The sequence below is a fragment of the Bradyrhizobium sp. Leo170 genome, assembly GCF_004296405.1.
Taxonomy (GTDB): domain Bacteria; phylum Pseudomonadota; class Alphaproteobacteria; order Rhizobiales; family Xanthobacteraceae; genus Bradyrhizobium.
The window spans coordinates 12,330-36,674 of record NZ_PSRR01000022.1; the positions used below are offsets into that span (position 1 = coordinate 12,330).

The following is a 24,345-nucleotide window of genomic DNA, read 5'->3' on the forward strand; positions in this document are numbered from 1 at the left end:
GCGTTTCACTCCGCGGCCCGCAGGGCGCCGCTGCCGACCACGGCCGGTTGCGGAACGTCGGCGGCCAGGTCCGTCACCGCGCTGGGCACCTTGATGGTCATCCAGATGTTGTAGGCGCCTACGCAGCCGCCGATCAGGAACAACAGGCCGCCGACCGCGCGCGCGATGTAGTACGGATGCATAGCGACCAGCGTGTCGATGAAGGAAAAGGCGAGCGTGCCGCTCTCATTGTAGGTCCGCCACATCAGTCCCTGGACGATGCCCGAATTCCACATCGCGAACACGTAGATGACGGTCCCGGCCAGCGCGAGCCAGAAATGCGCTTCGACGAGCTTTGGCGAATACATCTGCTCGCGTTTCCAGAGCCAGGGTACCGTGGCATAGATCGATCCGAAGGTGATCATCGCGACCCAGCCAAGCGCGCCGGCGTGGACATGGCCGATGGTCCAGTCGGTGTAGTGCGAGAGCGAATTCACCGAGCGGATCGCCATGAACGATCCTTCGAGCGTGGTGAGGCCGTAGAACACTCCCGCCACCATCATGAAGCGCAGCGTGGCGTCGTCGCGCACCTTGTCCCAGGCGCCGTTCAGCGTCAGCAGCACGTTGCCGGCGGACGCCCATGAGGGGATGAGGAGCATCAGCGAAAAGGTCATGCCGAGCGTCTGCACCCACTGCGGCAGCGCAGTGTAGTGCAGGTGATGCGATCCGGCCCACATGTAGAAGAATGTGATGCCCCAGAAGCTGATGATGGACATCCGGTAGGAGAAGATCGGACGACCCGCCCGCATCGGGAGGAAGTAGTACATCATGCCGAGGAAGCCGGCGGTAAGGAAGAATGCGACGGCGTTGTGTCCGTACCACCATTGCGTCATGGCGTCCTGAACACCCGAAAAAGCCGAGTAGCTCTTGGCGTGGCCGAGCGAGACCGGAACAGCCAGATTGTTGACGATGTGCAGGATCGCCACCACCAGGATGAACGCCATGTAGTACCAGTTGGAGACGTAGATGTGCGGCTCCTTGCGCCGCGCCAGCGGGCGCAAGTAGACCAGGAAGTACACGACCCACACCACGACCAGCCAAAGGTCGGTGTACCATTCAGGCTCGGCGTATTCCTTGGACTGGGTGATACCCATCATGTAGCCGGTGACGGCGAGCAGGCAGAACAGGTTGTAGCCGTACACCACGAACCACGGGCTCACCTGGTCCGGGAGGCGGGCGCGTGAGGTGCGCTGCAGCACGTAGAGCGACGTCGCGATCAGCGCGTTGCCGCCGAAGCCGAAGATCACGGACGTGGTGTGGACCGGCCGCAGCCGGCCAAAGCTCGACCAGGCGACCCCAAACGTCAGGTCGGGCTCGACAAGCTGCCAGGCGACCCAGTCGCCGACCGCAAGCCCAACCACGGCCCAGATCATCGCAAGGACGATGGCGACCTTGCTGGGATCATCGTAGTAGTGCGCAAGCCGCTCGTCGGATGGCGCCGGCGCGAAGTAGCTTTCGCCGATGCGAAAGATCGTGAGAATGCCCGCAAGGAAAACAAGGGCGCCGTGAATGCCCATCGCGTCATCGCGTCCGACCAGGATCATCAGGGCGCCACAGACTGCCACGGCCGCGCTGATCATGATCGCGTACTGCCGTTCGATTAAGGTAAGCTGGGCGATCATGGCGGCTGCCCCCGCGCAGTTCTTCAGGAAGATGCGCCACGAATTTGGCTGACGTGACCGCCGGTTTCGCGAAGCCGCTTGCCGATTCGAGAACGTCTTTGCTGCGTTCTGCCGACACGATAACGCGCAACGAGCGGTCATTCACGCCCAGAAGCCTTACGGCAGTGGATCGCGGCAAGCGGCTCTTCGGAGAGCCCAAAACGTGTGGGTTCGGCGTTGTTGGTGCGTAGCAGCAAAAGTGGATTGTCGGGAGGATGACGCTGGCCGTCGTCCCGCAAAGGGAGCAAGATCGGTAAAGACCTCTGCCGGAGATAACGGCAGACTGTCCGGTTCAGACCCGGTCGATGGCCGTTTCGGACCTTCACAAATGCCGAGCGTCACGCGACGCTTCAGGCCAATATCGTGCGTGGACGGTCGCGCAGCAAACGGTAGACCCGGCGATCCGCGCGATCGAAAGAGCGGACGTCGCAAGGGCCGAAGGAAGAAACAAGTTCGAGGGAGGCCGCCATGGTCGGAAGGCTGATTCAGGTCGCTAAATCCGCCTATCAATATCCGCTCATCTTCAAGCAGTTATGGCACACGCCGCTACTGCAGTCGCCGGATCAGGAGATCGTTTATTGCGACCGAAGGCGTCTCACCTATCGACAGGTCGGCGAGCGGGTCAGCCGGCTCGCCTCGGCCCTGAGCAAGCTAGGCGTCAAGCCGGGCGACACGGTCGGCGTTCTCGACTGGGACAGCAACCGTTTCCTGGAAGCCTTCTTTGCGATCCCGATGATGGGGGCGGTGCTGCAGACGGTCAATGTCCGTCTCTCGCCCGAACAGGTTGCCTATACGATCAATCACGCCGGCGCCTCGACGCTCCTCGTCAATGACGACTTCGTCGGCCTCCTCGAAGGCCTGATGCCGCAGTTGCCGAAGGTCAAGACGCTGGTCGTGATGTCGGACCGGCGCGCGCCGGAAACAGGGAGCCTTACCTTTGTCGGGGAATATGAGGACCTGTTGGCGGCGACCTTGCCGGACTACGATTTTCCGGATTTCGACGAGAACACCCAGGCGACCACCTTCTACACAACCGGCACGACCGGCTTGCCGAAGGGGGTCTATTACAGCCATCGGCAGCTTGTGCTGCATTCGCTCTGCGAACTCGCGTTCTTTGGCATGGCGACCCGGCAAGGCCGGTTCTCGCGCGACGATGTCTACATGCCCATGACACCGATGTTCCACGTCCATGCCTGGGGCTTCCCCTGGGCGGCGACGGTTGCGGGCGTCAAGCAGGTCTATCCCGGACGTTATGATCCGGCGATGCTGCTGAAGCTGATCAAGAGCGAAAGCGTTACCTTCACCCATGGCGTCCCCACGATCCTTCAAATGCTGCTCAACGCCGCAGCGGCGGCGAAGACCGATCTTGCGGGCCTGAAGATGGTCGTGGGCGGCTCGGCCTTGCCGAAGGCATTGGCCAAACAGGCTATGGCCGCGGGGGTCGATATCTTTGCCGGCTACGGCATGTCCGAGACCGGCCCGATTGCCGCGGTGGCTCACGTCATGTCGAGAGACCTCAGCGGCGATCCGGACCAGGAGATAGAGTTCCGGACCAAGGCGGGAATGGCGGCGCCGCTGGTCAACCTTCGTATCGTCGATGAGGACATGAAGGATGTCCCCCATGACGGGAAGTCGGCGGGAGAGATCGTGCTCCGCTCTCCCTGGCTGACGCAGGGCTATTTCGACAATCCCGAAGGTTCCGAGCAGCTTTGGGCCGGTGGCTATCTGCATACCAACGACATCGCCGTGGTGAGCCCCGGTGGCTATGTGCACATCACCGACCGCCTCAAGGACGTCATCAAGACCGGCGGTGAATGGGTGTCGTCTCTGCAGATCGAAGACTTGATCACGCAGTGTCCCGGCGTCTTGGAGGCCGCCGTGATCGGCGTCAAGGATGACCGCTGGGGTGAGCGGCCGCTGGCGCTGGTGGTGAAGGAAACAACCGGTGCAGGCGGGGCGACGGATGTTGCCGTGAAGGCCCACCTGAAGGTGTTCGCCGACAGGGGCGTCATCTCGAAATATGGAATCCCCGAGAAGATCCTTTTCATCAACAGCATTCCCAAGACGAGTGTCGGCAAGATCGACAAGAAGGTGCTGCGCGAGAAGTACGGCGACATGTAACCGCTCGGCATCCATCAGCGCATCGAGGAGTTGACAGATGAGCAACCTCACACTTGCCGCTCTCGGCGAACGAGTTGGACAGGAGCTTGGTCTTTCCGATTGGGTCACGATTGATCAGGCACGGATCGATACCTTTGCATCCTGTACCGGCGATAATCAGTGGATCCATGTCGACGTCGAGAGGGCGAGGCAGGAAAGTCCCTTCCGCGGTCCGATCGCGCACGGCTATCTGACGCTCTCGATGGTCGCTCCGCTGGCGATGGAGGTCGGTGTCATCCCGAAGGATGCTGCCGCCGGCCTGAACTACGGCATCGACAAGGTCCGCTTTCTCGCGCCGGTGCCCGCCGGCGCGCGCGTCAGGCTGCGCGTCGTTCTCGCCGGGATCGAGCCGAGAGAGGGTGGGCAGGTGATCATGAAGACTCAAAACACGCTGGAAGTGGAGGGATCGGAGAAGCCGGCCCTGATTGCCGAGACGCTGGCGCTACTGATTCCCGCGAAGGGAGCAGGACAACAATGAGTGCGGAGAAGCGCGAGCAGATATCGCCGACGCCGGGGATATCCGAGGAAGCGTCCAGAAATACGCTGGCGCTCAATCCCCTTGTTGGCATTCAGGGGCAGGATCTGGTCGAAAGCGCGGGTATCCTGTTCAAGGCGGTTGTCAACGAGCCGAAAGTCGCCACCGAACAGTGGCTTTCCTTCCTGGGTGAGCTGGGCTCGATCGTCGCCGGCAAATCCGAGCGGACGCCGAAGGCGGGCGACAGGCGGTTCTCTGATCCCACCTGGAAGGAGAGTGCGCTGCATAGCGGACTACTGAGGGCCTATCTTGCCTGGGGCGACGCGGTCAACGGCTTCGTCGACAAGACGAGCCTCAGCCAGATCGACAAGGCGCGGGCACATTTGATCACGGAGATCCTGGTTGACGCCGTCGCTCCGACCAACGCAATCCTGACCAATCCGGCGGCAGTTCGAAAATTCGTCGATACCGGCGGCCAAAGTCTATGGCACGGGCTGAAGAACTATTTCGATGATCTCGTCAGGAATGGCGGCATGCCGTCGATGGTGGATCAAACCGCCTTCGAGGTTGGCAAAAACCTCGCGACGACGCCGGGCGCGGTCATATTCCGCAACGAATTGCTGGAGCTCATCCAGTACGCGCCGACAACAGAGAAGGTCTGGAAGCGACCGCTGGTCGTCACCCCTCCACAGATCAACAAATATTACGCGCTCGATCTTTCGCCCGACAAGAGCATGGTTCGCTTCCTGCTCGAGAGCGGAATTCAAACCTTCTGCGTAAGCTGGCGCAATCCGACCGCGGCCAACCGCGACTGGGGTCTGGACACCTATGTGGCCGCGCTTGACGGAGCTGTTGACGCAGCGCGCGAGGTCACCGGCTGCGACGATATCTCGATGATGGGATCCTGCTCCGGCGGGATCACCGCGACGGCGTATCTTGCGACGCTGGGCAGCGCGGCGGAGCTGAAAATCAGGAACATGGTCCTGGCAGTCTGCCTGCTCGATCCGAACACCGCCGAGGAGAGTGCGTTCGGATGTCTGATGACGCCGGAAACGATGCGGGCCGCCAAGGAGAGCTCCCGCCTTCGCGGAATCGTGGACGGCCACGATCTGGCGCGGATGTTCGCCTGGATGCGGCCCAACGATTTGATCTGGAATTACTGGGTGAACAATTACCTGCTGGGCAACCAGCCGCCGGCCTTCGATATCCTGTACTGGAATGCTGATACAACCCGTCTTCCAGCCCGCCTGCACCGTGATTACCTCGATCTCTATTTCACCAATCCGTTCGTCAGCGCCGGCAAGCTCACGCTGAGCGGCAAGACCATCGACATGAGCAAGGTGAAGGCCGACAGCTACGTCATCGCTGGAGTGACTGACCACATCACGCCGTGGAAGGGGGTCCACAGGACCGCGCAGATCATGGGCGACGCGACAACCTTCGTGCTGTCGAACAGCGGTCATCTGCAGAGCCTGCTCAATCCCCCGACCAATCCGAAGGCTTCATTCATGATCGGGCCGGTCAATCCGGCCGGCCCTGACGCTTTCCTTGCGACGGCCGAGAAGCGGAAGGGAAGCTGGTGGCTCGATTGGCGGGACTGGCTCCATCCGCGCTCGGGCGAGGAGGTGAGCGCGCCCGCGTCGCTTGGCAGTGAACGCCATCCCGTCCTTGGACCCGCGCCGGGGACCTACGTCTTTGACTGACGACCGCACCAGCGCCGACCAATCGAGCAGCCGGAAGCCGGGCTCGACCGTTATGAATCCGAACGAGATTGAGGTCAGACAAATTACGATTGGCGCGCAGTCATTGCGGGTTGCGATCAAGCGTGGGACCGGCGACAGCCGACCGCTTCTGCTGTTCAACGGAATAGGGGCAAACTGGGAGCTGGCGAGGCCGTTCCTTGAGGCGCTCACCAGAACGACAGCGATCATCTTTGACGTGCCCGGCGTTGGCGGATCGCCGCGACCTCTGCTGCCGTATCGCCCGTCGACGCTCGCGCGGCTCGCCGCCGACCTCGTCGCGGAGCTCGGTTACCATGAGATCGACGTGGCCGGCGTGTCCTGGGGAGGCGGCATCGCGCAGCAATTCGCGCATCAATATCCAAAGCTGTGCCGGCGACTGGTGCTCGCCGCGACCGCGCCAGGGGCCATCATGGTGCCGGCGCGCCCTTCGGTGCTGTGGATGATGGCGACGCCGCGCCGCTATGTCGACAAGGAATACTTGAGCAGGATCGCGCCGGACATCTACGGCGGCGCGTTTCGCAAGGACCCGTCCTTGATCCGCCCCCATGCGGAAGCGATGCACGGCGCACGCAACTTGGGCTACCTTTATCAGCTTCTCGCCATGGTCGGATGGACGAGCCTGCCATGGCTCTGGTCGTTGCCGCAGAGAACGCTCGTTCTGATGGGCAGCGACGATCCGCTGGTCCCGCCGATCAACGGCCAAATAATGGCGCGGCTGATCCCGAACGCCGAACTCCGCATGATCGACGACGGACATTTGCTTATGGTGACGAAGCCGGGGGAAACCGCGGCCCTTATCGAGGAATTTCTGGCCGACGAGCGCGAACGGGGCGAGCCGGAGCGCGTCCGCTTTCGCAAAGGGGCGGCCGAATGAGACATCTCTTGCCGAAACCGGATGGCGAACGCGCCTAACCTAGGCACAGCGAGAAGGGAGGAAATCATGACGGATGCGACCTCACCATTCATTCCAGGGAGGACCCCATGGCGAACGCGCAGGCAAAGCTGACGGAGAAACCGGGTTACGTACCGCCGCCGATTGACGGCGACTTCTACAGGATCGCAAGCGTGCTGAACAATGAGGAGCGTGCGTTGCTTGGGCGCGTTCGCGCCTTCACGGAAGGCGTGGTCGCGCTTGTGATCGAGGACTATTGGGGTCGTGATGAATTTCCGTTCGCGATCATTCCCAAGATGGCCGAAATCGGCATAGGTGGCATCGGCTACCACGGGTATGGGGCGGCCGGAGGCAGCTGGCTGTTGAACGGCTTTGTCGCGATGGAGCTGGCGCGCGTGGATGCGTCGGTCGCGACGTTCTGGGGGGTGCACACCGGGCTGTCGGCGGGATCGATCTATCTGTGCGGCGACGAGGAGCAGAAGCAGCGTTGGCTGCCGGCCATGATGCGCTTCGATTCAATCGGCTCCTTCGGTTTGACCGAGCCATTGGTAGGCTCAGCAACGTCGGGCGGAATGATGACGTCCTGCCGCCGTGAGGGCGACAGCTGGATCCTCAACGGCCAGAAGAAATGGATCGGCAACGCCACCTTCGCCGACATCAACGTGATCTGGGCGCGTGAGGAGGGCTCAAACCAGGTCAAGGGCTTCGTCGTCGGAAAGGACAATCCGGGCTTCTCGGTCGAGAAGATAAGGACCAAGATGGCTTTGCGGGTCGTTCAGAACGGGCTGATCACCCTGAAGGACTGCCGCGTTCCCGAGGCGGATCGCCTGCAGAACGCCAACACGTTCAAGGACACGGCAAAGGTCTTGAGAATGACCCGCACCGGGGTGGCGTGGTTCGCAGTGGGCTGCCAGATGGGCGCCTACGAGCATGCGCTGCGTTACGCCACCGAGCGAATGCAGTTCGGCAGGCCGATCGGCGGCTTCCAGCTCGTTCAGGATCTCCTGGTGCGCATGCTCGGCAATGTCACATCGACCCAGGCGATGATGCTACGACTCGGGCAGTTGCAGGATGAGGGCGTGATGCAGGACGAGCACGCCTCGCTCGCAAAAGCGTTCTGCACTGTGAAGTGCCGCGAGACGGTCGGCTATGCCCGCGAGCTGCTCGGCGGCAACGGCATCCTCCTGGAGAACCACATCGGGCGCTTCGTGGCCGATGCGGAGGCAATCTACTCCTATGAGGGGACCAGGGAGATGAACACCTTGATCGTCGGCAAGTCCATCACCGGATTGAGCGCTTTCGTATGACGAGATAGGGTTTGCACTGGCGCGTGCCCACTATTCGACCTCCGCGCCAGCCATCATCAGTTCCGAAATCGTGCCGTAAACAGCGATCCAGGCGGCACGAATCTCCGGCGTGAACTCGTCGCCAAGGAATTCTGCGAGCGTCAAGAGCAGTGCATTGGCAACCTTGTCGTAATCGGTCGAAATTGCCCCATAGTGGCAGTGACGCGTTCCCAGGGCGCGCACGCCGCCCTCGATCTCGGTTATCCGGTTCAGTCCTTTGACGAGAGAACTCAGCATCGACACCAGCATCCGTCTCTGGAGTGCGAGGTCGCTCTTGAACAAAGGGCGAAGTTCCGGATTGGCCTCGAACAGAATGCGGTAGAAGCGTTCGCCGAACGCGACCAAGCGCGGAGCGATCCGGTGGAACGATGACTGGACCAGGAGAGCGGGATCGGGGTTCGTGAATCCGTCGCAATGGTAAAGCACGGAGTCTTCCGACATGCCTTTGAGCTGGAGCTTGTGGCTCGCGCCAACTCGAAGGGCGCCGGGCAGCTCGGCGACAATGCTGTCGCTCAGGAGTATCGAAGAATTGAGTTGCTTGGTCATGCGCTCGATTCGGCTGGCAACGTTCACGGTGTTGCCGATGACGGTGATCGGCCGCTTTCCTGGATGACCGATTCGGCCCAGGATGACCGGTCCGAAATGCACGCCGATGCCGAGACGAAGCGAGATGTTGAGATCGCGTTCGAACATCGGGGAGAGCCGCTGTGCGGCGTCTTGCATCGCGATCGCCGCACGAACGGCATTCCGGCACGCGACCGCCGGCCGCTCACCGCGGATGCCAAAAATCGCAAGCAGACCATCGCCAATGTATTTGTCGATGAATCCATTGTTGTTCAGCACGACTTCCGCCGCGGCCGCGAAGTGGCCGTTCAGGAAATAGACGACGTCGTAGGGTAAGCTCTTTTCCGTCTGACTGGTGAAGTTGCGGATGTCGCAGAAGAGGACGGCTACTTCCAGTTCCCGCTCCTCGACGCCGGAAGGTGCGCCCAGTTCATCGAGGTCAAGGACCACGATGTCCTGCGGGCTCTGCAGGAGCCGGCGCGCGACGAGGTCGCCGTGTACCCTGGTCTGACAGGCGAGGCGCGTGAACTCATCCCACCCGCGCTCCGATGCGACGCGCTCCTCGAGCGGCGTGCGGGCTGAGACATGCGTGAGGCCATCGAGGATCCTGACCCGGCAGGTCGTACAGCGTGCTTGGCCGCCGCACTGGTGGTGGTGCGGAATCCGGTTCTGGATTGACGCCTCGAGCAATGTCTGTCCATCGGCCGCCTGGATCGTCGTTCCGTGAGAGTAGGTCACGCAATGCACGGCATCAGCTCCCTGCTTGCTCAATCCCTTGCTCTCCGCGAACAATCAAAAACCGCGCCGCTGGCCGAAGGCCGCCAGCAAAGGATTCGCCGAGAAACTCATTGTCACCGTTTGGAGAAAGCGCACGCCCGGTGCTTGCATCGGTTTGACGGCGGCGGAACGCTCTTGCTGTGTTTCCACGAACCAGGCGCGACGGTTTTGACCTTCGTAATCCCGAGAAAAGTGACCAATTCGAATGCGGCAAGGATGTTCTAGGCTTCGCAACCCCGTTCAAGAACGGCCTGGCAGGCCGCTCTATGCCCCTTGGGTCCGTAGGCGGGCTTCAGCAAGAGATCGTCAGATACGCCGATGACCACCGTTGTGACCGAGAAACGTCCGCGCGAGAGGGGATCGGCGTCCGCATCATCCTCACTGACGCGGAAGCGTGTGGTGATCATCGGCGGCGGATTTGCCGGGATTGCGGCGGCGCGCGCGTTGAGGAAGGCCGACGTCGAAGTCATCCTGATCGATCGGCGGAATCATCACATCTTTCAGCCGCTCCTCTACCAGGTCGCGACCGCGGTCCTGGCGCCTTCCGAGATCGCGACGCCGATCCGTCAGCTCGAGGCCAAGCAGAAAAATCTCAACGTGGTGCTCGCCGAGGTTACCGGCGTCAGCCTGAGCGCTCGCGTGGTCGAAGTGATCTATCCACGACTTGGCACCCGCAAGCTCGGTTTCGATTATCTCATCGTCGCTACAGGAATGCGTCCGAGTTATTTCGGTCATGACGAGTTCGCGCTGCATGCGCCCGGTCTCAAGAGCCTCAATGACGCCGAAACCATCCGCACCAAGATTCTCAGCGCCTTTGAATTGGCCGAGGCTACCGAAAATGAAACGGAATGCGCCCGCCAGATGACGTTCGTGCTGGTTGGAGCCGGCCCGACCGGCGTCGAGCTTGCTGCGTCAATCGCGCAGATGGTCTCGATCACGCTACGCAACAATTTTCGCAGCATCGATCCGGCGAACAGCCGGATCATCCTGCTCGACGGCGGCAGCCGTATCCTGCCGAGCTTTGCCGAGCCGCTGTCAAAGAAGGTCGTGCGGCGTCTCACCAGGCTAGGGGTCGAGGTCAGGACCGGGCTGAAGGTCGAGACGGTCGACGAGCAGGGCGTCATCGCCAGCGGGGAACGCATTGCCAGCGCGACCGTGCTGTGGACGGCGGGAGTAGCAGCCTCGCCGGTCGTGAAAATGCTCGGCACCAAGACCGACCGGGCCGGGCGGGCTCTGGTCGGGCCCTTCATGGAGATCCAGGAGGCGGGTGACGTGTTCGTCGCCGGGGATGCGAGCTCGCTCACCCAGGACGGCCACGCCGTGCCCGGCGTCGCGCAGGCCGCAATCCAGCAGGGCCGGTTTGTCGGGCGATTGATCGCTAATCGCGTCAAAGGACGGAAGGATGGCCGTCCGTTCCGCTACCGCAGCAAAGGCAACATGGCGGTGGTCGGCAAGAATTTTGCGATTCTGGAGGGTGGTCGCCTGCGGACCAGTGGCTTTGCGACGTGGATCGTGTGGGCTGTCCTCCATGTGCTCGCACTGCCGCAGCTTCAGAATCGGTTCAGGGTGCAGACGCAATGGTTCTGGTCATATCTGACCGGTCAACGCAGTTCGCGATTGATTGCGGAAGCGCCTCGTGCCGTCGACCTCATCAAGCAGAAAACCGGATCATGAACGCTTCATCTACCGCACTAAGAGCCGTCCGTTGGATTGTTCTCGCCGGTGTGCTGCTCGGTCTGGGCACGTTTCTCTGGTTTGCGACGCGGCCACCGCCATTGACCGTGCAAGGCGAGGTTTCGGCCAACCGCGTGGACCTCAGCCCCCGCGTCAATGGACGGGTCGCTGACCTCCGCGTCGATGTCGGCGACACGGTCCAGCGGGGCGCCTTGCTCGCGGAGCTGGACAGTCCTCAGCTGAAAGCCTCCCTCATTGCCGCACGCGCGGCCCTTGCGGTTGCCACGGCGGATTTCGATCGGGTCTACAGCACGCGGCCGGAGACGATCGCCGCCCGCAAGGCGGATCTCGCCGCGGCCGATGCCGATGTCGTGCTCAGCAAGGAAGTCTTCGACCGGCAGACGAGCCTGATCAGCAGCGGTTCGACGCCGCAGCAGCGCGTGGACGAGGCAACGCGGAACCTGGAAACCGCAACACGCCGGCGCGAGGCGGCCAAGGCTGCGCTTGACCTTGCCACCAAGGGAGCCAGCGACGAGGAGAAGGCGCTGGCGGCAGCACAGGTGAAGCAGGCCGAGGCGAGCCTGAACCAGCGCGAGGTCGACGTCTCGGAATTGACGTTGCGAGCGCCAGCGTCCGGCCAGGTCACCAGCCGCGTCGCCGAGCTCGGCGAAAACTTCAGCGCCGGCGCGCCGCTGTTCTCGCTGATCGACATGGGAGATCTCTGGTTCACGTTCAACCTTCGTGAGGACTTGCTCGCTGGGCTGAAAATCGACGACAAGTTCGAGGTCACGGTACCCGCGCTGAAATCGCAGGTCATTCCGGTGCGCGTCACGATGATCAATGTGCAGGGCCAATACGCAACTTGGCGGGCAACGCGCGCGACCGGCGACTTCGACCTTCGGACCTTCGAGGTGCGGGCCAAGCCGTTGCAGCCGGTTGACGGGCTGCGGCCAGGCATGAGCGCGATTGCGGCGTGGCAAGCGCGGGTGCGCTGAGATGCAGCGTCGCGACCGCCAGCAGCCCGGATTTCCGCTGGTATTTTGGCGGGAGCTCGCCTGGTTGCGGCGGCGTCCGTTGCTCCTCATGCTCACCGTCGTCGTGCCGCTCGGCCTGATGCTGCTGTTGACGGCTATCCTGAGCGCGGGGATTGCCACGCGGCTGCCGATCGCGGTTCTTGATCTCGACGGGTCCGAACTCTCCCGTTCCGTCATCCGCGCGGTCGATGCCACGCCCGATACCGCCACCGTGCTTCATGTAGCCGAACTGTCGGAGGGGCGGCATCTGATCGTCGCGCGCAAGATCCGCGGCCTCCTGATGCTGCCGCGCAATCTGGAGCGCGACGTTTTCGCCGGCCGTCGTCCGGAAGTCGTTCTCTTCTACAACACCCAGACATTTACGGTCGGCAATCTGGTCTTGCGGGGCGTCAACAGCGCCATACCGACTGTCGCCGCGGGGATCCGGATCTCGCTCAGGACCGCGGAAGGGCAGCCGGTGGAGGAGGCGCAGGCCGCGATCACGCCGATCCCGCTGCAGACCCATGCGCTGTTCAATTCGACCCTGAACTATGTGCATTTCCTGCTCGCTGCGCTGTTGCCGGCGGTGCTGCAGACCGTCGTCGTGACTACGATGGCCTATGCCGTCGGCATTGATGTCGAGACACGTCATCGCTTTGCGATATTGCGACGCTTGGGCGGAGGACTCTTGCCGGCGATGTTTGGAAAGATGCTTCCGTATACGATCCTATTCTTGTCGATGCTCGGGATCGCCGATTTCGTGCTGTTCAAGTACTTGGAGCTGCCGCTGAGAGGCGATCCGGCAGTGCTCGTGATTGCCGGGATTGTCTTCGTCCTGGCCTGCCAGTTCATCGGAGCGCTGCTCGCGCTCTTGCTTCGGCCGGTGGCCGCGGCGGTGAGCATCGCCACGCTGTTGACGGCGCCGGCCTTCGGATTCATGGGCATCGGCTTTCCGCGGCTTGGCATGAACGCTTTCGCTTATGGCTATGGCGAGCTGTTGCCGGGCACCTGGTACTTGATAGCCCGGATCGACCAGACCATCCGAGGAACGCCGCTCGATCTCTCGTGGAAGCCGGTGCTGGTACTGACCGGCTTGGTTGCCGTGCTTATCAGCCTCACCGCCATAAGGGTAAGGATCATGCGCCGATCTGTTCCGGAGCGCGCGGCATGAAGATGTTCCTCACCGTCTTTCGCAATGAAATCGGCCGGATATTCTCGCTGCGGCCGGTATTTTCGGTCGTAGTGCTCGCCGCCGCCGTCTACGCGCTGTTCTACCCGCAGCCCTATCTGAACGAAGCCCTGCGCAGGGTTCCGATCGCGGTCGTCGATCAGGACCGCACCCAGACCAGTCGCGAACTGGCGAGGCTGGTCGACGCGACATCCGATGTCGCAGTGGCCAGGGTCCTCCCGGACGTCCCGACGGCCGAGCGCGAGGTCTATGACCGTTCGATTTTCGGGATCCTCCTCATTCCGCAGCATTTCGAGCGGGACCTGCTGCATGGCCGATCGTCACCGATCGCACTCTACGCGGACGCCAGCTATTTCCTGATGTATCAGCGCATGAACGGCGCGGTGACGGCGGTGTCGCGTACGCTCGGAACCAATTTCGAGATCGCGCGCTTGGTCGGGCTCGGCGTCGATCCGCCGGTTGCGGCCGCGGTGACCGATCCAATGCCTTTCATTCCGGTTCCGCTGTTCAACCCGCAGGGCGGTTACGCCACCTATATCCTGCCCGCCGCCTTCGTGCTGATCCTGCAGCAGACGTTGCTGATCGGCGTAGGCTTGCTCGGCACCTTGCCGGGAGCGCAGGTGATCTGGACCGGCACGGCGCGAAGGCGCGTCAGCGACCTCGCCTTTGAATCGATCGCGACCGTAGCAGGCAAGCTGCTCGCCTATCTTGCGATCCACGCGCTGATCGTTGCGACCTACCTGATTGGCCTGCCATATCTTTACGGGATTCCACGCCTCGGTTCGGTCGCGACCATTTTGGCCTTCGCGGTGCCGTTCACGCTCGCGGTGGGAGGTCTCGGCCTGGTGGTCGCGGCGACCTTCCGCAATCCGCTGGCGGTCCAGCTCGTCTTCGCAGCGATTGGGCTGCCGTTCTTCTTCCTTGCGGGCTTTGCCTGGCCCGCCGAAGTGATGCCCGCGCCGGTCAGGCTATTGTCGCAGCTATTGCCAAGCACGCTTGCGATCGATGGCCTGGTCGACGTCGCCCAACTCGGCGCTAGCCTGTCCGACGTCCACCGCGAATTCCTGGGTCTTTGGCTGCTCGTAGCCGTCTATGCCTGCATCGCCGTGATCATCGAGTTTATCAGGCGGCGCCGTGCGCCGCTTCCCGTCCCCGGCTGAGGACATCGCAATGGACGCCTCGATCATTTCCGCGCTCGCTGCCCTGACCGGGACCGCCGTCGGCGGGATGACCAGTCTGATCGCGAACTTGCTGACCCAGCGGCTCCAGCTTCGCGCGCAATGGCTGTCGCATGAGCAGAGCCGCCGTCAGGACCTTTACCGGGAGTTCATCGAGCAAGCCTCGAAATGCTATATCGATGCGCTCCAGCACGATGAGGCCGACATACCGGGCCTGGTCGGTCTCTACGGCAAGCTTGGAAGGATGCGGGTGCTATCGAGTGAACGCGTCGTCCACTGCGGCGAGCACATCGCGAGGAAGATCCTCGACACTTACCTTGAGCCTGACCGGACTTTCGTCGAGCTTCGCGAGATGGCGAAGCATGGCGCGATCGACCTGTTGCACGAGTTCAGCGTGGCCTGCCGCATGGAGTTCGAGGAGCTGGATGCCCGGCGTTTCTGAGCTGGTTGATTTCAAGCCGCGAATGGCTTCATTCGGCCGCGACCAGCGAGCGGGCAAAGCAAAGGCCCGGTCGCAGTGTCTTGAAGTCAAGCATCAATAGCCGTCGCTAGGCAGCCGAGGGCTTATGCTCCTGAGGGCGTGGCACGGCGCCGCTGACGAGCAGTCCCTCGATCCGGCTGTCGTCATAGCCCAACTCCTTGAGAATATCGGCATTGTGCTCGCCGAGCTTCGGCGCGCGCCTGGCCGCGACCTTCGTCACGCCGTGGATCTGCAGCGGACTGCTGACGGTGAACGTCAGATTGCCGCCAGCGCCCTCGAGCGGAACGACGATGTCGTTCTCGTGCAGCTGCGGATCCTTGACGACCTCGTAAGGCGCCCGGACCACACCGAAAGTGATGTGGCTGTGATCGAAAACGTCGTGCCAATGCGACATCGGTTGCGAACGGAATACCTCGTCGAGGATTGCCGAAAGCTGTGCCGCGTTTGCCACCAGCTTTGCGGCATCCGAGAAGCGGGCGTCGGACAAGAGATCGGGGCGGCCGACAGCGGTCGCGAAGGCAGGCCATTTGTCAGGCGTCAGCACGATCAGGAACCAGGCCTCGTCGGAGGCCTGATAGACATTGAAGATCGCGTTCGGTGGGCTCTTGCGATCGTGCAATGGATAGAACTGGGCGTCGCACAGCGCCGCTTGGACCGAGACACCGCAGGCCCAGACACCCGAGGCGAGCAGCGACGTCGTCACGTAAGAGCCTTGCCCCGTCCGCTCACGCCGGTACAGCGCGGTCACGATGGCCGAGTAGAGGCTGACGGCGGTGGCATGATCGCCGCTGCCGGAGACCGGCAAGGTCGGCGGCGCGCCGGCATCGCGGGTGAGGGAAAGCAGGCCGCTCCGCGCCCAATAGGCGGTGATGTCAAATCCGGGCAGGTCGGCATCCGGCCCCTTGTCGCCATAGCCGGTAATGTCGGCATAGATCAGGCGGGGATTCCACGCCGTGACATCCTCATAGTTGAGCTTCAACCGCTTGCGCGCGGGGTGCGGGGTGTTGACGATCAGCACGTCGGCCCATTTGACCAGCCGCTCGAGAATCTCAGCCGCGTGCGGCGATTTCAGATCCAGCGTCAGGCTCCGCTTGTTGCGATTGTTCAGATGCCAGGGATAGTTGTCCTTGGCACGCGGCTGCGGCGGGATCTTGTAGCCGATGCGCCAGGTATCGCCGCTTGGCGGCTCGACCTTGATGACGTCAGCGCCGAAGTCGGAGAGGATGACGGCGGCTCCCGGGCCGGCGATGAAACTCGCCAGATCCACAACCTTCAGTCCCGAGAAAATGTTGTCAGTGGACATTTGCTGTCTCCTCAGCGTTACAGTTTGTGCGCGATCGAATGACGGGTGTCATCGGCGGCCGGGCGGTCCAGCACGCGGGAAATCCATCCGGTTAGCCGCGTCTGGACTTCGCGGCGATTGGTTTCGTTGAGCATCTCGTGGCGTCCGCCCGGATAGGCATCGAAGGCGATGTCGTGCAGGCCGGCGGCGCGGTAGCGCTCCACCAGGAGTCTGACGCCATCGAGGTATTGGCCGACGGGATCTTCGCTGCCGGAAAACAGGTAGACCGGTAGGTCGCAGCGTATCTTTGACAAGGCAACGGGATCGCAGAGCGTGGGAGCCGAACCAAGAAAGGACGCAAGCGAATCCGGCTGCAGGGCCGCAAAACACAGGGGGTCATCGATGAACGCGTCGACAACGAGCTCATCGCGGCTCAGCCAGTCGAACGGCGTGCGCGCCGGCTCAAATGCGGCGTTGAGCAGGTTCGCTCCGGGTGGCGCCGAACTCGCCAGTCGCGCCAGCCCGTCGAGCGCCCCTGACCCCGAAAGGATGAGACCATCGATTTTATGGCCGTGACCGATCGCATAGCGCTGCGCCGCGAAGGAGCCCATGCTGTGGCCAAACAGGAGCAGGGGCAGGTCGGGATGCTCGTTCCTGGCAACTTCGCTGAGGCGCACCATGTCCGCCACGAGCAGCTCGAAGCCGCCTTCGCCAAAATCTCCCAACTGTGCGGCCGAGCGAGCGGTGAGTCCATGACCGCGATGATCGTTGCCGTAGACTGTAAGCCCCATCGAAACCAGAACATCGATGGTGTCGACGTAGCGCCTCAGATGTTCGCCCATGCCGTGCGCGATCTGGATCACGCCCCGGGTCGGCCCGCAGCTGTCCCAGCGCGCGCAGGCTACGCATAATCCGTCGGCACTGGTGAGCTGAAATTCGGCGCTTGGACTCGCGGATGTTTTGGAGACTGCCATGACACGCCTTTCAGCCACTCGCGCTTCAACGACCATGAAACTGCGGCACGCGCTTCTCGAGGAAAGCGGCAGTGCCTTCCTTCTTGTCCTCGGTCGCGGCGCAGATGCCGAAATAGGAGGCCTCCAGCGCAAATCCCTCCCTCTGGCTTGTCTCGAGGCCCTTGTGAGCTGCTTCCAGTGAGAATTTCACGGCGATCGGCGCGTTGGCGGCGATCTGCTTCAAGATCGCTTCGGCGCGCGCGATCACCTCAGTCGCCGGCACAACCTCGTTCACCAACCCGATGCGGTATGCTTCCTGCGCCGAAATCGTTTCCCCGGTCAGGATGAGCTGCAGAGCCCGGCCCTTGCCGACCAGCCGGGGCAAACGTTGCGTGCCGCCGCCGCCGGGTAACAGGCCGAGCTTGACCTCGGGTTGTCCGAACTTGGCATGCTCGGCCGCGATCCGGATGGTGCAGGCCATCGCCGTTTCGCAACCACCGCCAAGCGCGAAGCCATTGATCGCCGCGATCACGGGCTTGCCGAGATTTTCGATCAGGTTCAGCACATCCTGACCGAAGCGACTGGATTCCTCCGCCTCATAGGCGTCGACATGGGCGAGCTCGCTGATATCGGCCCCGGCGATGAAGGCCTTGTCGCCGGCGCCTGTGAGGATCACGCCGTGCACGGATGCGTCAGCCTTTGCGTCCTCGAACGCTCTCTGCAGGTCGATCCAGGTCGGCGTGTTCAGGGCATTGAGCACTTTTGGGCGATTGAGGGTCACGTAGGCGATGCCGTTCTTCTTCTCGTAGAGCACGTTCGCCAGCGCCAACGTATCTGCCATTACTGTCTCCTCGTCCGGAACGGGATGGGCGGAGGGCGTGACCTCTCGCCCGTTCTGCGGCGCGGTTAGATGAAGGCGCTGATGCCGGTGATCGCCTTGCCGACGATCAGATTCTGCATCTGGTAGGTTCCTTCGTAGGAGTAGAGCGCCTCGACGTCGGCAAAGAAGCGCGCCACGTTGTAGTCCGCGACGATGCCGTTGCCGCCCAAAAGTTCGCGCCCCCACGCGACGGTTTCGCGAGCTTTCGCCGTGCAGAAGGCTTTGGCCAGCGCCGCATGGTGGTCGCCGAGCTTGCCTTCGTCGTCGAGCTGGGCCAGCCGGAGCATCATGCATTGGCAAGCGGTAAGGTTGCCGAGCATCTTGGCCAGCAGATCCTGCACCAGCTGGAACGAGGCGATGGGCTTGCCGAACTGGAGACGGCTCTGGGTGTAGGCGAGGGTGTTCTCAAATGCGCCCATCTGCGCACCGGTCGATGCCCACCCGACCATGTAGCGGGTCATGCGCAATACGCGGGCGGTGTCGCGGAAGGAGTTGCCGCCCTGCAGCCGGCTAGCTTCTGGCACGCGCACGTCCGTCAGCGTAATCTGGCCGTTCTGGACAACCTTGAGCGCGACCTTGTGTTCGATCTTCTCGACGCTGAAGCCGGGCGAGCTCTTGTTCTCCACGATAAAGCCCTTCACCTGGTTGTCGCCGAGGTCGCGGGCCCAGATGATGGAGAGATCGCACCATGGCGCGTTGCCGATCCAGTGCTTCTGGCCGTTCAGGACCCAGGAATCGCCGTCGCGCTTCGCGGTCGTGGTCAGGCCGCCGCTCGCACCGGAGCCGATCAAGGGCTCGGTCAGGCCGAAGCAGCCGATCTTCTCGAAACGAGCCATCTGCGGCAGCCATTTCTGCTTCTGCTCTTCGGAACCGTCGAGATAGATCGAGCCCATCGCAAGGCCACTGTGGACACCGAAGAAGGTACAGATCGACGGATCGACCCGTGCCAACTCCATTGCCACGAAGCCGAACTGCTTCTGGCTGCCGCCGGCGCATCCATAGCCTTCGTAGCCAAGCCCGCCGATGCCGAGCTCCTTGAATGACGGCAACAGTTCGAACGGGAAGGCGTCGTCGGACCAATATTTGTTGATGATCGGCTTGACCTTCGTATCCATGTAGGCCCGCACCTTCTTGACAAGCGCCAACTCGTCGGCGTTCAGGAGCTCGACAAGTTGGTAGAAATCGCCGTCCGGCACTGGCAGTGCCTTCGCGTCCGGTTTGCGGGCTGCAGTGGCTGTGGCCATGTTGAATCTCCTTGGCGGGACGGTTTGAAGCGCGAAAGCCTGAGCGAAGCGTCGAGCGTGCTGATTGGTCTCGCCGCCGAATTTGCCGGGAGCGCCGTCCGCGTTCTTGAAGCCGCTTGCCGTTCCAGGGACGTTTTTGCTTCGTTGTAGCGGGAGCGGCGAAGTGCGAATTCGTCGCCGCGCCGTCGTGAATTCGCCTCCAAGGACTGAGGTTTTGGAGGCGCGTGCGGTCCGATCGAACGTTTGGCGATTAGGCGACCTTTGCCTGATTTGCCTTGCTGGCCTTGTTGCGCATTTCGATAAGCCCGAGCAGGATTTCGTCGCGCTCCGCAGCCAGCTCGTCGATAGAGCGTGAACCGACTTCGGCGTGAACGCCGTCGATCAGCTTTTGCTGAACCTCAGGGGTAAGCTCCGGCGAGCCCAGCACCTTCCACCAGGCCGTCATCGGACCGGTGAACTGTTTGAAGAAATGCTCGATGCCACCCTGGCCGCCGCCGAGATGATTGAGAAGCACTTGGCCCATAATGCCCCAACGCAGGCCTGGCCCCCAGCTCAACGCGGTGTCGACGTCGGCGACGCTGACGACCCCGTCAGCAACAAGGTGATAGACCTCCCGCGCCAGTGCGGCTTGCAGTCGGTTCGCGACGTGGCCGGGCACTTCTTTGTTGAGACGGATCGTCCGCTTGCCGATGGACGTATAGAACTCCGCGGCGCGGCGTATGGTGTCCTCTGAAGTCCTGACGCCGCCAACGATCTCAACGAGCGGGACTAGATGAGGCGGATTGAAGGGATGCCCGATCACGCAGCGCTCTGGATGCAACTCGCAGGCGGACTGGATCTCGCTCATGGTCAGCCCCGACGAGCTCGAGGCGATGATCGCATCGGCGGGCAGGAGCTCGTCGAGCTGCTTATACAGCGTTCGTTTGAAATCGAGTTTTTCCGGGCCGTTCTCCTGAACGAGATCAGCGTCCCTCACCGCGTTCGCGAGTGCTGCGGTGAAAGTCAGCCTGCTCTGTGTTGCGCCGGGCGCAAGGCCTAATCGCTGCAGCGCCGGCCAGGCCGTTGCAACAAAGCGCCTGAGAGCCGCTTCCGCGTCCGGGGCAACGTCGGTCGCCACAACCTCGAGGCCGTTCGCAAGGAAGAGGGCGGTCCAGCTCGCGCCAATGACGCCCGTTCCTATGATGGCCACCCGGCGAATGGGCTTGTGCTCCGGCATATCAATTCTCCTGGGGGATTTCGGCATAGGCGATGCCGGTGAGATTGCCCTGGGCGTAGAGGAAATTTCGCTCGGCCGAGCCGTCGAGCCGAGACGAGTAGAGCGATCCGGCAAAATCGGTCACGAAGATCCGATCGTGCGGGACGTCCAGCGCAATGCCGATCGCTTCCATCAGATGATTCAACACGATCTCGGGCTCGGCGGGCTTGTGGTCGATCGAGGCCCGACTGACGGTGTTGCCACGCGGCGCGTCGCCACGATCGGTCCAGTACAGGAGGCGGCTCTTCAGATCGAGCTCGAGGTCGATCGGCTCCGGCAGGCCATCGAAGAACACCTTGACGTCGGAACGCTTCTCGGCCGTCTCGCCTTTCGGAATTTCCACGTTGGCGCAGAAGATGCGGCCCTGGCCGCCATTGTCTGGGCCCTTCTGCGTCCAGTAGATATTGTTGTGCCTGGGGTCGATGGTGAGCCCGACGCACCACCGGGTCTGGTCACGCCGGTCCGCGTCGCCGTAGCCCGCTTCGATCAGCGTCTCCAATTGCGAGCCGTCGAGATTGGCCCGCATGACGCGCATGCCCTCGCGATCGCACCAGTATAGTTTGCCGGCTTGCTTGTCGAGAATGATCTGCTTGGGGGTATGAGTGTCGCCTTCGGCGACGATGGTCTTGCGGTTCCTGCCATCGAGATCAGCGCGCTCGATCGAGCCGTCGTTCAGGCTTGGAACGCCCATGTTGGTCCAGTAGATGTGGCCCGCTTCGACATCTACGACAATGCCGTCCGGAAACCGGCAGCCAGTCACAATGGTCTTCTTGTTCGAACCATCTACGTTCATCGAATGAATGCAGCCGGCATTCAATTCGAGCACAAACAAGCGAGGGGTGGCGGCCTGCGCGCCGGGGTGTGGCACTGGTTTCGAGACGGCGTCGGGCATGTGTCACCTCTGCAGCTAATGCGTCCGACAACCGATCGGGTTCGACCGGTTGTCGGCGGCTACAATGGCTCAAGTGCCGCTCGCCTTATTGGATGGGATTGCCGCCTCTGGAATGGTTTTGCTTTTTCTCTGGACCACAGCCTTGCGTACTGAATGCTCGCGGCTTACCGAAACCCTATTGCAGGGTTCCATTCGCCGCCGGCAACGTGAAGGAGAATCGGGCGCCACCGTGGATGCTGCCATTGTCGGCTTCGATTCGCCCGCCATGGGCCTCAATGATCGAGCGGCAGATGGACAATCCCATTCCCATGCCTCCCTCCTTGGTCGTGAAGAAGCTCTCGAACAAGCGGGGCTGGTGATCCGGTTCGATTCCGGGACCGCTGTCCTCGACGCTGCAGCACAGCGACGCGCCGTCAAGCGAGGCGGTCCGCACGGTGATCCTGCGCTCTGCTGCGCCAACCTGCGCCATGGCCTGCATGGCGTTGACGGCAAGATTGACAATGACCTGATGCAGCAAGGTCCGATCCGCCAGCACATGCGGCGCCGCGGGCAAGAAGCTGTGTGACACGGTAACGCCGCGCCACTCGACTTCATGCCGAAGGAACTGCAGCGCTTCCAGGATGATGGCGTGCGGGGATACGAGCACGCGCGCGGGCGCGCGGCGCGCGGCCATCTCGCGCACGCGGGCGATAATGTCGGCCGCCCGCCGGGCATCCGAAAGACTGCGTTGGATCAACGTACGGACCTCGTCCAAATCCGGCTGGGGGCGGTTGAGCCATCTGAGACCCGCCGAGCAATTGGTCGCTATCGCTCCGAGCGGCTGGTTGAGCTCATGGGCGATCGAGGCGGTCAATTCGCCAAGCGTCGAGACCCGGGCGGCATGCGCGAACTCGATCTGCAATCGCTCAAGTGTCTCCTGCGCTTTGACGAGCTCGGTCAAATCGACCAGTCCCGAAATTGAGAAGCCGAAACCGGTGCGCACTGCAGTGAAAAGCACGTCGATTAGCCGGCCGTCCAGTGTGACGAACTGCATTTTTTCCTCGAAGAATGATTCATTTCGAAATCGGCTCTCGAGAAGGCGCCGCAGGTATTTGGGCTGCCAAAATGGGGTTATTGGTCCCAACAAGTCCTGTGCGTCTTTGGCGCCCAGCAAACGTACGCATGCGTCGTTAACTTCCTCGGTTTTGAATGCGTGCATCGCTTTCATTATCCATTCGGGATGTGCGTCCAGGTACGCCGGGAAGTCAGTGACGCCGGCGGCCCTGAGTTCATCAAGCATCTCGCACGCGGCCCCGGCATCAACCCTCCATAATGAGATCGGCATGAATTTGAAAAGAAGGCGATAGCGTTGCTCGCTTTGCTCCAAGGCCGAATAGGCGACCTTGTGCGAAGTTACGTCCATGACGGCGCCGACCAGCTTCGGATGTCCGCGTTCCTCCAGTGAGGGGCGGGCGACGACATGCAGCGTCTTCACTGAGCCATTCGGCATCAGCAGCCGATGTTCGAAATCGAGCGGCTCCTCGTGGGTGGCCGCTCGCTCAAGCTGCGTGCGGACCAGTATACGGTCGTCGGGATGGACGCGCTGGAAGACGAGCTCGAGGGTCGGTTTTGCTTCGCTATCAAATCCGAATATCCTGAAACTCTCCGCCGACCAGGTCAGTTCGCCGGTCGTGACGTTCCAGCCGAAACTGCCGGTGTGGCTCAATCGCTGCGCTTCCGATAGATAGGCCGCCTGGCTTTTCAAGAGCGCTTCCTCGGCGCGCTTGCGGGCTGTGATATCGGTATTGCTTTGGAGCGTGCCGATCAAGTTTCCCCGTGTGTCACGCCGCACTGTCCATTTGCTGGAAACCACGACCTCGGCGCCGTCGCGCGTCATCTGCACCAATTCGCCCTCCCAACGGCCGTCGCGGTTGGCGGTCTCGACGATCTCCTGCAAGGGGGCAGGATAGACGGTCTTCAAGAGCAAGTGCACGGTCTTGCCGAGCGCTTCCTCCCGGGTCCAGCCGAACAGCCGTTCGGCGCCGCGGTTCCAGTAAGTGATGACGCGATTGACATCGACGACCAGGATGGCGTCCGGTGTCAGGTCGAGGAGATGCGCCTGCGCGTGCTGTGCCTCGCCGAAGCGGCGTGCTCTCCTGACGAGCGTGGTGATCGCAAACGACGTCACCACGAATGCGACAAGGGCCACCGCGTCCTGCGTACTCGTGATCTCGAAGGAATAGAGGGGTACCATGAAGAAGTAGTTTAGGCAGCCGACCGCAATCAGCGAGAAGAGCGCGGAAGTGACGAAACTGTCCATCAGCGAAAGTACGATGATGATGAGCAAATAGGCGAGTATTGCGGTTCCCGGGCGATCGAAAATCTGGAGCCGCACCATTCCCCAGGTTGCCGCTGTCATCAGCACGATGCCGACCGTCCAGAGCCTCGCAAGGTAGCGAATATGCTCGTTGAACGTAGGTCTTGTTCTCGGGAGGATGACGTCAGGATTTGGCTTCGTGTTGAGGAGAGCCGCTATGAATTCCGAGAGGAAGCTTGTTGGCACAGGCCTATGCTCGGCGCTCGTCGGCTCGTACTCGACCGCTGTGTCTGACTGCCTCAGATGCTGCATGGCTGTTGCTCATCAATGTTCGACGGAATCCCGGAGACTA

Annotated in this window: 19 protein-coding genes; 10 read left to right on the forward strand and 9 right to left on the reverse strand. The window is 62.1% G+C overall.

What is annotated here, in order from left to right; all coding sequences use genetic code 11:
* Window positions 1-5: 5 nt before the first annotated feature.
* Window positions 6-1,661 (reverse strand): cytochrome-c oxidase, cbb3-type subunit I, encoded by a 1,656-nt coding sequence (ccoN, locus tag CWO89_RS06580; RefSeq protein ID WP_130577822.1) that lies wholly within the window; start codon window positions 1,659-1,661, stop codon window positions 6-8.
* A 507-nt stretch (window positions 1,662-2,168) separates the two neighbouring features.
* On the opposite strand from ccoN, the gene CWO89_RS06585 reads away from it, so the two are divergent.
* The 5 genes from CWO89_RS06585 to CWO89_RS06605 all read left to right on the forward strand — a co-directional run bounded on the left by CWO89_RS06585 (window position 2,169) and on the right by CWO89_RS06605 (window position 8,276).
* Window positions 2,169-3,821 carry a fatty acid--CoA ligase gene (locus CWO89_RS06585; RefSeq protein ID WP_130577823.1) on the forward strand — a complete coding sequence of 551 codons (1,653 nt, stop codon included), beginning with the start codon at window positions 2,169-2,171 and terminating at the stop codon, window positions 3,819-3,821.
* Between the two features lie 37 nt (window positions 3,822-3,858).
* On the forward strand, window positions 3,859-4,338 hold the full coding sequence (locus CWO89_RS06590; RefSeq protein ID WP_130577824.1) for a MaoC family dehydratase: 480 nt from the start codon (window positions 3,859-3,861) through the stop codon (window positions 4,336-4,338).
* Entirely contained in the window at window positions 4,335-6,038 is a 1,704-nt protein-coding gene (locus CWO89_RS06595; RefSeq protein ID WP_130577825.1) for an alpha/beta fold hydrolase, read from the forward strand. Before CWO89_RS06590 ends, CWO89_RS06595 begins: the two co-directional genes overlap by 4 nt.
* Window positions 6,031-6,951: a poly(3-hydroxyalkanoate) depolymerase gene (gene phaZ, locus CWO89_RS06600; protein WP_207234416.1), complete on the forward strand. Its 921-nt coding sequence runs from the start codon at window positions 6,031-6,033 to the stop codon at window positions 6,949-6,951. The genes CWO89_RS06595 and phaZ overlap by 8 nt, the downstream gene beginning before the upstream one ends.
* Window positions 6,952-7,058: 107 nt before the next feature.
* Entirely contained in the window at window positions 7,059-8,276 is a 1,218-nt protein-coding gene (locus CWO89_RS06605; protein ID WP_130577826.1) for an acyl-CoA dehydrogenase family protein, read from the forward strand.
* A 30-nt stretch (window positions 8,277-8,306) separates the two neighbouring features.
* Here the strand turns inward: CWO89_RS06605 and CWO89_RS06610 are convergent, their stop codons facing one another.
* Window positions 8,307-9,650 (reverse strand): adenylate/guanylate cyclase domain-containing protein, encoded by a 1,344-nt coding sequence (locus tag CWO89_RS06610; protein ID WP_165421028.1) that lies wholly within the window; start codon window positions 9,648-9,650, stop codon window positions 8,307-8,309.
* 324 nt (window positions 9,651-9,974) lie between these two features.
* Between CWO89_RS06610 and CWO89_RS06615 the strand changes: the two genes are divergently transcribed.
* Genes CWO89_RS06615 through CWO89_RS06635 form a run of 5 tightly spaced genes read left to right on the forward strand, consistent with a single transcriptional unit; the run spans window position 9,975 to window position 15,152 of the window.
* Window positions 9,975-11,330: an NAD(P)/FAD-dependent oxidoreductase gene (locus CWO89_RS06615; protein WP_130577828.1), complete on the forward strand. Its 1,356-nt coding sequence runs from the start codon at window positions 9,975-9,977 to the stop codon at window positions 11,328-11,330.
* A complete protein-coding gene (locus CWO89_RS06620; RefSeq protein ID WP_130577829.1) occupies window positions 11,327-12,325 on the forward strand; it encodes an HlyD family secretion protein in 999 nt (332 codons plus the stop codon). The genes CWO89_RS06615 and CWO89_RS06620 overlap by 4 nt, the downstream gene beginning before the upstream one ends.
* Window position 12,326: 1 nt before the next feature.
* Entirely contained in the window at window positions 12,327-13,514 is a 1,188-nt protein-coding gene (locus tag CWO89_RS06625) for an ABC transporter permease (protein ID WP_130577830.1), read from the forward strand.
* On the forward strand, window positions 13,511-14,692 hold the full coding sequence (locus tag CWO89_RS06630) for an ABC transporter permease (protein ID WP_130577831.1): 1,182 nt from the start codon (window positions 13,511-13,513) through the stop codon (window positions 14,690-14,692). Before CWO89_RS06625 ends, CWO89_RS06630 begins: the two co-directional genes overlap by 4 nt.
* A gap of 10 nt (window positions 14,693-14,702) precedes the next feature.
* Window positions 14,703-15,152 (forward strand): hypothetical protein, encoded by a 450-nt coding sequence (locus CWO89_RS06635; RefSeq protein ID WP_130577832.1) that lies wholly within the window; start codon window positions 14,703-14,705, stop codon window positions 15,150-15,152.
* Window positions 15,153-15,258: 106 nt separating this feature from the next.
* Here the strand turns inward: CWO89_RS06635 and CWO89_RS06640 are convergent, their stop codons facing one another.
* The 7 genes from CWO89_RS06640 to CWO89_RS06670 all read right to left on the reverse strand — a co-directional run bounded on the left by CWO89_RS06640 (window position 15,259) and on the right by CWO89_RS06670 (window position 24,305).
* Entirely contained in the window at window positions 15,259-16,494 is a 1,236-nt protein-coding gene (locus tag CWO89_RS06640; protein WP_130577833.1) for a CaiB/BaiF CoA transferase family protein, read from the reverse strand.
* A gap of 17 nt (window positions 16,495-16,511) precedes the next feature.
* On the reverse strand, window positions 16,512-17,336 hold the full coding sequence (locus tag CWO89_RS06645) for an alpha/beta fold hydrolase (RefSeq protein ID WP_207234417.1): 825 nt from the start codon (window positions 17,334-17,336) through the stop codon (window positions 16,512-16,514).
* A gap of 136 nt (window positions 17,337-17,472) precedes the next feature.
* The gene (locus CWO89_RS06650; protein ID WP_130577834.1) at window positions 17,473-18,267 is read right to left on the reverse strand and encodes an enoyl-CoA hydratase-related protein; all 795 of its coding nucleotides are present in this window, start codon (window positions 18,265-18,267) and stop codon (window positions 17,473-17,475) included.
* A 65-nt stretch (window positions 18,268-18,332) separates the two neighbouring features.
* Complete coding sequence (locus tag CWO89_RS06655) at window positions 18,333-19,550, reverse strand: acyl-CoA dehydrogenase family protein (RefSeq protein WP_130577835.1); 1,218 nt, start codon at window positions 19,548-19,550, stop codon at window positions 18,333-18,335.
* Window positions 19,551-19,800: 250 nt separating this feature from the next.
* Window positions 19,801-20,880 carry a 3-hydroxyacyl-CoA dehydrogenase NAD-binding domain-containing protein gene (locus CWO89_RS06660; protein WP_245475778.1) on the reverse strand — a complete coding sequence of 360 codons (1,080 nt, stop codon included), beginning with the start codon at window positions 20,878-20,880 and terminating at the stop codon, window positions 19,801-19,803.
* A complete protein-coding gene (locus CWO89_RS06665) occupies window positions 20,768-21,697 on the reverse strand; it encodes a 3-hydroxyacyl-CoA dehydrogenase (protein WP_130577837.1) in 930 nt (309 codons plus the stop codon). Before CWO89_RS06665 ends, CWO89_RS06660 begins: the two co-directional genes overlap by 113 nt.
* 175 nt (window positions 21,698-21,872) lie before the next feature.
* Window positions 21,873-24,305, reverse strand: a complete 2,433-nt coding sequence (locus CWO89_RS06670; protein ID WP_130577838.1) for a PAS domain S-box protein — start codon at window positions 24,303-24,305, stop codon at window positions 21,873-21,875.
* Between the last annotated feature and the right edge of the window lie 40 nt (window positions 24,306-24,345).